Genomic DNA, 7,073 nt, shown 5'->3' on the forward strand with positions numbered 1-7,073 from the left:
TTCAGCGGCGGCACCATCCACAACAGCCTGTCCAACCTGACCTTCGCTTCGGGTGCCGTCAGCCTGGCCGATGTCCTCGACGTCACCGGCCACACCGTCAGCAACACCGGTGTCAGCCTGACCCTGGCCAGCGACGTGGCCATCGCCGGCGCCTACGTCCAGTCGGCCGGCACCCTGGCCGTGGCCGGCCATGGCTTGAGCGTCAGCGATGCGGCGGTGGTCAGCGGCGGCGTGGTCAACGCCGGGGTGTCGGCTTTGGGCACCTACCTGGCGGGCGACAGCGTCACGCTGATCCAGGGCGGGGCGGGGTCCAGCTACGGCGGCGCCACGGTGGTCAGCGGCGTCACCGGCCTGGACGCCAGGGGCAGCACCAGCGGCACCAGCCTGCTGGCCGTGGCGGGCAACGATTACATCGGCGGCAGCCTGGCCAGCCTCAGCGTCACCGGCATGCTGACCAACACCGCCGGCGGCGCCACGGCGCTGTACATCGCGGCCACCGGCAGCCTGGGCACGCTGGCCAACAGCGGCGCGATCATCGGCAACGTCACCAACCTGTCGGCCGCCGACCTGGCCATCACCGGTGGGGCCAACGGTTCGGTGGGCCGCTTCAGCGGCGGCACCATCCGCAACACCTCCTCCAACGTGGTGTTCGCCGCCGGCGCGGTCAGCCTGGCCGACGCGGTCAACGTCGCCGGCCACACCGTGGCCAACACCGGGGCCAGCCTGGCGCTGGCTGGTGACGTGGCGGTGACGGGCGACTTCGCCCAGTCCGGCGGCACGCTGGCCACCGGCGGCCACGTCCTGTCGGTCAGCGGGGCCGCCAGCATCACGGGCGGCGTGGTCAACGCCGGCGTGTCGGCCACGGGCACCTATCGGGTGGGCGACAGCGTCACGCTGATCCAAGGCGGGGCGGGGTCCAGCTACGCCGGCGCCACCGTCACCAGCGGCGTCACCGGCCTGGACGCCTCAGGATCCACCAGCGGCGCCAGCTTGCTGGCGGTGGCCGGCAACGACTACATCGGCGGTGGCCTGGACAGCCTGGCCGTCACCGGCACGCTGACCAACACCGCCGGCGGGGCCACGGCGCTGTACATCGCCAGCACCGGCGCCCTGGGCACCTTGGCCGACACCGGCACCGTCGCCGGCGACATCCTGAACCTGTCGGCCAACGACCTGTCGATCAGCGGCGGCACGGACGCCGCCCCCGGCGTCCTGACCGGCCGGGACGGCACCCAGGGCACCATCGGCAACACCCAGTCCAACCTGCGCTTCGTGCGGGGCGTGCTGCTGCTGAACGACCGCATCGACGTGGGCGGCCATGGCGTGGTCAACAGCGGCGCCACCCTGCTGGTCAACAGCGCCATCAACATCGCCGGCAGCTACAGCCAGACGGGCGGCGGCCTGGTGGTGGGCGTCAGCGGCACCACCCACGGCAGCCTGGTGATCAGCGGCAGCGCCAGCCTGACCGGGGGCAGCATCACCCTGACCGCCGTCAACGGTGGGGCCCTGTCGGCGGGCAGCTACACCATCGTCTCGGCCGGGGCCAGCCTGACCACCAGCAACCTGACGCTCACCGCCGCCGGCTACACCGTCACCAGCTCCACCATCACCAGCGGCGGCACCACCGACCTGGTGCTGACCCTGGACAGCGGCGGCACGGGCACCACCGGTGGCGGCACGCCGGTCGATCCGACCAAGCCCACGACGCCGGTCACGCGTTACAAGGCGATGGGTCAGGCGCAGGGCGGGGCGGCGATGGGTACGGGCGCGGCACTGGACGTCATCGCCGCCGCCAGCGGCCCGGCGGCCGCGGCCTTCCAGACGGGGGTGCTGGCGCCGCTCGCGACCCTGACAGGGGCGGCGCAGCGGGAGGCGGTGGCACAGCTATCGCCCAGCCAGCTGACACCGCAGCTGACGACGGCCGTCACCGCCCCGATGACCACCGCCATCAGCCAACACCAGCAGACCGTGGCCGGCCTGATGGACGGTGGAAAAGGCATGGCCTCCGGCTCCGCTGGGCAGCAGGGGGCGATCTGGGGTGAGATCCTGGGCGGCGGCGCCCTGCGCGGCAACAGCCGGGAGGCGCCGGGCTACCGCGCCAGCAGCGCCGGGCTGGTGCTGGGTGCCGACTGGTACGCCAATTCCGAGATCATGGCCGGCCTGGCGTTCAGCTGGCTGACCAGCGCGGCGGTGGGGCAGGGGAGCAGCGCCGGCAGCCTGACGCGGGTGGGCAGCTACCAGTTGACGGCCTACACCGTCTGGCGTCCGGATTGGGCGGACCAGCGGCTGTCGGTGGAGGAGCAGGCCGGCGTCGGCTACAACCACTACGACCAGCGGCGGTGGATCACCTTCCTGGGCGCCCGCGCCAACGCCAATTATGGCGGGGAGCAGTACCTGGGCAAGCTGACCGTGGGCTACGACCTGCCGGCGCAGGACTTCACCCTGACGCCGCAGGTCAGCCTGCGGGCGGTGCGCCTGACCAACCACGGCTATCAGGAACGCGACGCCGGCGTGGCCGGACTGGCGGTGGACGCGCTGGTGACCAGCAACCTGACGCAGGAACTGGGGATCAAGGTGGACAGCCGGGTGCGCACCGGGCTGGGCACGCTGGTGCCGGAGGTGCGGGTGGCGTGGACGCACGACTACCTGAACGGCCCGGTCGCGACGACGGGCGTGCTGGCGGGGGTCAGCTTCGCCAGCGGCACGGCGCAGGTCGCGGCCGACGGCCTGGCCCTGGGCCTGGGCGCCACGCTGGACCAGGGCGACGGCCTGAGCCTGCGCCTGGAGTACACCGGCGACCTCCGCCGCGACTATCAGAGCCACGCCGGGGTCTTGCGCGCCGTCTGGGCGTTCTAGGACGCCTTCACACGCCCTGGGGCAGGTCGGGGCGGGGCAGGTCGGGGCGGGGCGGTGGAGGCGCGCACCACCAGCTCGTGCGCCACCAGGCGATGGGGCACGGTGGCGTCGCCGCGCGGCCGTTCGGTCAGGCGGGCGATCAACAGGTCCGCCGCTTCTTCCCCCAACTGGCGCATGGGCTGCCGCACCGTGGTCAGGGGCGGCCAAGTCATGGAGGCGATGGGGCAATCGTCGAAGCCCGCCACCGACAGGTCCCCGGGCAGGCTGAGGCCCCGGCCCTGGGCCACGACGATGACGGCCGCCGCCATCTCGTCATTGCAGGCGAAGATGGCGGTGGGCCGGTCGTCCAGCGCCAGCAGCCGCTCGGCGCAGGGCAGGGCGGAGGGGAAGGTGAAGGCGCCATGCTCGATCAGGGCCGGATCCTCCGCGATGCCCAGTTCGGCCAACGCTTCGCGATAACCCAGGTGGCGGCGCTCGGTGGCGCCATGGTTGGCGGGGCCCTTGATCAGGCCGATGCGGCGATGGCCCAGGGACAGCAGGTGGCGGACCAGGGCCGCCGCCGCCTGGCGCTCATCGATCCAGACGGTGGAGGACACCTCGTTCCCGCGCTCCGCCGTCACCCGCACCAGGGGGATGCCGCTTTCCGCCAGCACGGACAGCACGCGTGGCTCGTCGGTGATGGGGGCGGTCAGCACGATGCCGTCGGGGCGCAGCCAATCCAGCACGGCGCGCACCCGCCGCTCCACATCCTGGCCGCGATAGTCGATCTCCTCGATCAGCAGGTGGTAGCCCCGCGCCCGGCAGCGGTTCAGCAGGCCCACCTGGATTTCCATGGTGTAGGGACCGGCCGGGTCGCCGTAGAGATGGCCCAGCAGGTAGGACCGCTTGCCGGCCAGGGTGCGCGCCGACATGTTGGGATGGTAGCCCAGGTCGTGCATCGCCTTCAGCACCCGGTCCAGCGTGGCCCGGTTGACGTAGGGCTCGCCGTTCAGCACCCGGGAGACTGTCTTGATGGAAACACCGGATTCCCGGGCGACGTCGATGATCGTCGGCTTCCGGACTTCGTTCCCCATGAGGCGTGGCTCCCAACGGCAAGGCCGGACAAGGGTGGCGGGAAAAAGAAAGGGCGGCACGATACCATCATGCCGCCCAGAGTGGGCGCATATCCCCGGGGAGAGGGCATGCGCGATGAAGGGAGATCAAGAAGAAGGCCCGGGGAACGGCCGGAAAGGCCGGCCCCCGGCATCAGGGACCGCCCGCCACCCTCGGCGGCCGGCCCCTGATCACGCGACGCTTGAGTACCGGGCGATCAAGTACCGGGCGATCAGCCGCCGAACTTGAACCGGCCGCCCAGCATGAACCGGCGACCCGAGTTCATGTAGCTGAAGGGCTGGTTCTTGAACTGCAGGTAGGTCTCCTGGGATTCCTCCGTCAGGTTGATGGCCTCGAAGGTGATGCCGAACTCAGGCGTGAACTGGTAGGCGACCTGGGCGTCCAACTGGCCGTAGGGCCGGCTGAACACGCCGTAGGCGACAGACTTGTTGGTGGTGGCGTCCAGGACGGAGAAGACGGAGCCGATGGCGTCGCCGTTCACCGCGCTGGACCGCCAGCTGTAGGACAACCGGGCTTCCAGGCCGTTCTTCTGGTAGTAGGCCTGCGCCGTCAGGGCGTGCAGCGACACGCCGGGGATGGGCAGGTCGCGCGCGAAGTCGGTGTGGGTGGAGGAGGTGGACAGCGAGTAGGTATAGTTGGCGTTGAAGCCGACACCGAAGTCGAAGGCGTATTGCGCCCCGACCTCGAAGCCCTTGATGCTGCCGCCGGCGCCATTGCTGGGGGCGGTGAAGCCCGCGGTGCTGCCGCCGAAATCATCCATGACCGTGATCGAGGTGGTCGTCGTCTGGATGAAGGTGTCGATGGACTTGTAGAAGCCGCCGAAGGTCAGGGCGCCCTGGCTTCCGAAGTACCACTCATACCCGATGTCGACCTGGGTGGCGCGGAAGGGATCCAGGTCCGGATTGCCGCCGCTGCCGCCCACGAAGGCGAAGCCCTGCTTGCCCGCGGTGTTGGTCTCGCGGGTGAAGTTGTACTGCGCGCCGGTGCCCAGCTGGTAGGGGCTGGGGGGTGACATGACGCGGGCGGCGGAGACGCGGACCTTCTGGTCCGGTGCCACGTCCAGCACCAGGTTCATGCTGGGCAGGACGTCGGTGTAGTGCCGTTCCGCCTTGATGACGTCCGGGTTGGTGATGGCGTTGGAACCGTCCCAGGACTCGTCGGAGATGTAGATGGGGTTAGCCGGTAGGGCGCCGGCCATCACCCGCTGCACCGTGTCGACGATGCGGGCGCCCATGTTCAGGTGGAAGCGGTCGCCCTTGTCGCCCAGGTCGGCCATGGCATAGCCGGAGACGCGCTGGGTTTCGATGTTGAAGGAGTGATGGGGTCCCCGCACCATCTTACCCCGGGGAACTGCGGGAAGTTGCCCTGCAGCCACTGCACCGGGTTCTGCATCTGCGACAGGTTCTGCACCAGGATGGTGTTGCCGACGTTGCCGCTGGGGAAGAAGTTCTTGATCACCTGCGCCCGGTTGGGCGCCGACAGCGCGGTGGCCGCCGGGATGACCGGCGGGGTCTGCGACGGGGTGCCGGTGGCGCCGACGAAGTTGCCGCCGGCGCTGGCCCCGGTGGCGGGATTGGTCAGGCCCTCGTTCAGGATGGCCGGGTCCATGTAATAGCCGTAGGTGCCATAGCAGGTGCCGTTGCTGCAGTACCCGGTCTGGCCGGCCGAGGACTTGTCCAGCTCGTAATGCGAGAGGCTGTAGTTGATCTTGTCATCGGTGTAGCGCACGCCGGCGGAAAAGGTGGTCTTGACCACCTTGATGAATTCGGCGTCGTACTCACCATCGGCATGGCCGGACCACAGGTCATCCTTGGAATGGATGTTCCACGCCCAGGCGGACTTGAAGACGGCGTTGTTGGGATTGCTGATCAGGTCGGCGTAGGGCGCGTTGTACGACACCGTCGGCAGGCTGCCGTTGTTGACATAGTTGAAGGAATAGGCCGGCCCGTGGCTGACCGGGCTGCTGCCGCCGGGGGCCGAGGGGTTCAGCGGCAGGTTGCAATAACCATTGGGGCTGGTGGCGCAGGGCTGGGCGGCGTTGTACTGCGAATATTCCACGTCCTGCTGGGCGCTGTCGGAATTGTACTCCGACTTGGCGTAGGAGACCTTGAAGCTGCCGCGCAGCGGGCCGCCGTTGTCCCACTTGCCGCCGAAGTGGAAGTTGTCCGCCGTCAGGTGGACGTTCTGCACGTCGCTGTCGCCCTCGGCACCCAGCGCGCGGATGGTGGCGGACTTGATGACGCCGTTGCTGTCCACGCTGTAGGGCTGGCTGGGGTCGATGCCCAGGCCCAGGCCGTTGGAATTGAACCACAGCTTGTTCGACGCCTCTTGCGTGAGGATGTCGTAGGTGGAATGCAGCCAGTCGGCGTTCAGGGTCAGGCTGTCGGTGGCGGCGTAGTCGATGCCCAGCTGGCCGCTGATGCGGGTGCGGTCGGTGTCGCGGTCGGTGAAGTACAGCAGTTCGGGCGAGATGTACTTCTGCGGGATGGTGGCCATGGGGTTGCTGGACGTGCCCGCCGCCGGCTCGATGGCCCAGCCGGCGCGGTTCTGGCCCTGCATCATGTCGGTGTGGGTGTCGGTCTCGGAATACGAGAACGCCGCCGTGACGCCGATCTTGTTGTTGAAGTTGTAGGTGCCGACGATGGCGCCGACGGGGGTCCAGTCCTCCATGCGGGCATGCTGGCCGGTGGTCATGCGCAGGTTGCCGCCCACGCTCCAGCCCTGCGGGGCGTCCAGCGCCGACCGGGTCTTCAGGTTGATGATGCCGCCCATGCCGCCTTCCACCAGGCTGGCCTGGGGCGACTTGTAGACGTCCACCCCGGCGATCAGGTCGGACGGGATGGCCTCCAGCGAGCTGGTGGCGGTGTTGCCGCCGCCGCCGGAGCCCTCGCCGTTGGCGTAGGCCTCCAGGCCGGACAGGAAGGGTTCGCCGTTCAGCACCGTGACGTTCTGGCTCAGGCCGCGGATGCGCACGCGGGTGCCCTGGCCATTGTCGCGGTCGATCTGCACGCCCGACAGGCGCTGCAGCGATTCCGCGATGTCCTGGTCGGGCATCTTGCCCATGTCCTCGGCCGTGATCGATTCAATGATCAGGTGGACGGCGC

The 7,073-nt window shown here is 69.5% G+C and carries 4 protein-coding genes; 1 reads left to right on the plus strand and 3 read right to left on the minus strand.

Features of this window, described 5'->3' with window-relative positions; all coding sequences use genetic code 11:
* Nucleotides 1-2,856: autotransporter domain-containing protein (locus I55_RS38370; RefSeq protein WP_044560685.1), on the plus strand; the 2,856-nt coding region annotated here is incomplete at its 5' end.
* Here I55_RS38370 and I55_RS11445 read toward each other — a convergent pair.
* The 3 genes from I55_RS11445 to I55_RS32975 form a co-directional block, all read right to left on the minus strand.
* Nucleotides 2,853-3,929, minus strand: a complete 1,077-nt coding sequence (locus tag I55_RS11445; protein WP_044560686.1) for a LacI family DNA-binding transcriptional regulator — start codon at nucleotides 3,927-3,929, stop codon at nucleotides 2,853-2,855. The two genes, I55_RS38370 and I55_RS11445, sit on opposite strands and share 4 nt — an antisense overlap.
* A 251-nt stretch (nucleotides 3,930-4,180) precedes the next feature.
* A complete protein-coding gene (locus I55_RS32970; protein ID WP_083901023.1) occupies nucleotides 4,181-5,305 on the minus strand; it encodes a TonB-dependent receptor domain-containing protein in 1,125 nt (374 codons plus the stop codon).
* Nucleotides 5,206-7,073 (minus strand): TonB-dependent receptor plug domain-containing protein (locus I55_RS32975; protein ID WP_148293681.1); only part of this gene is annotated, 1,868 nt, incomplete at its 5' end. The genes I55_RS32970 and I55_RS32975, both read right to left, overlap by 100 nt.

Origin of the sequence: Azospirillum sp. B4, assembly GCF_000333275.1 — a bacterium.
Lineage (GTDB): Bacteria > Pseudomonadota > Alphaproteobacteria > Azospirillales > Azospirillaceae > Nitrospirillum.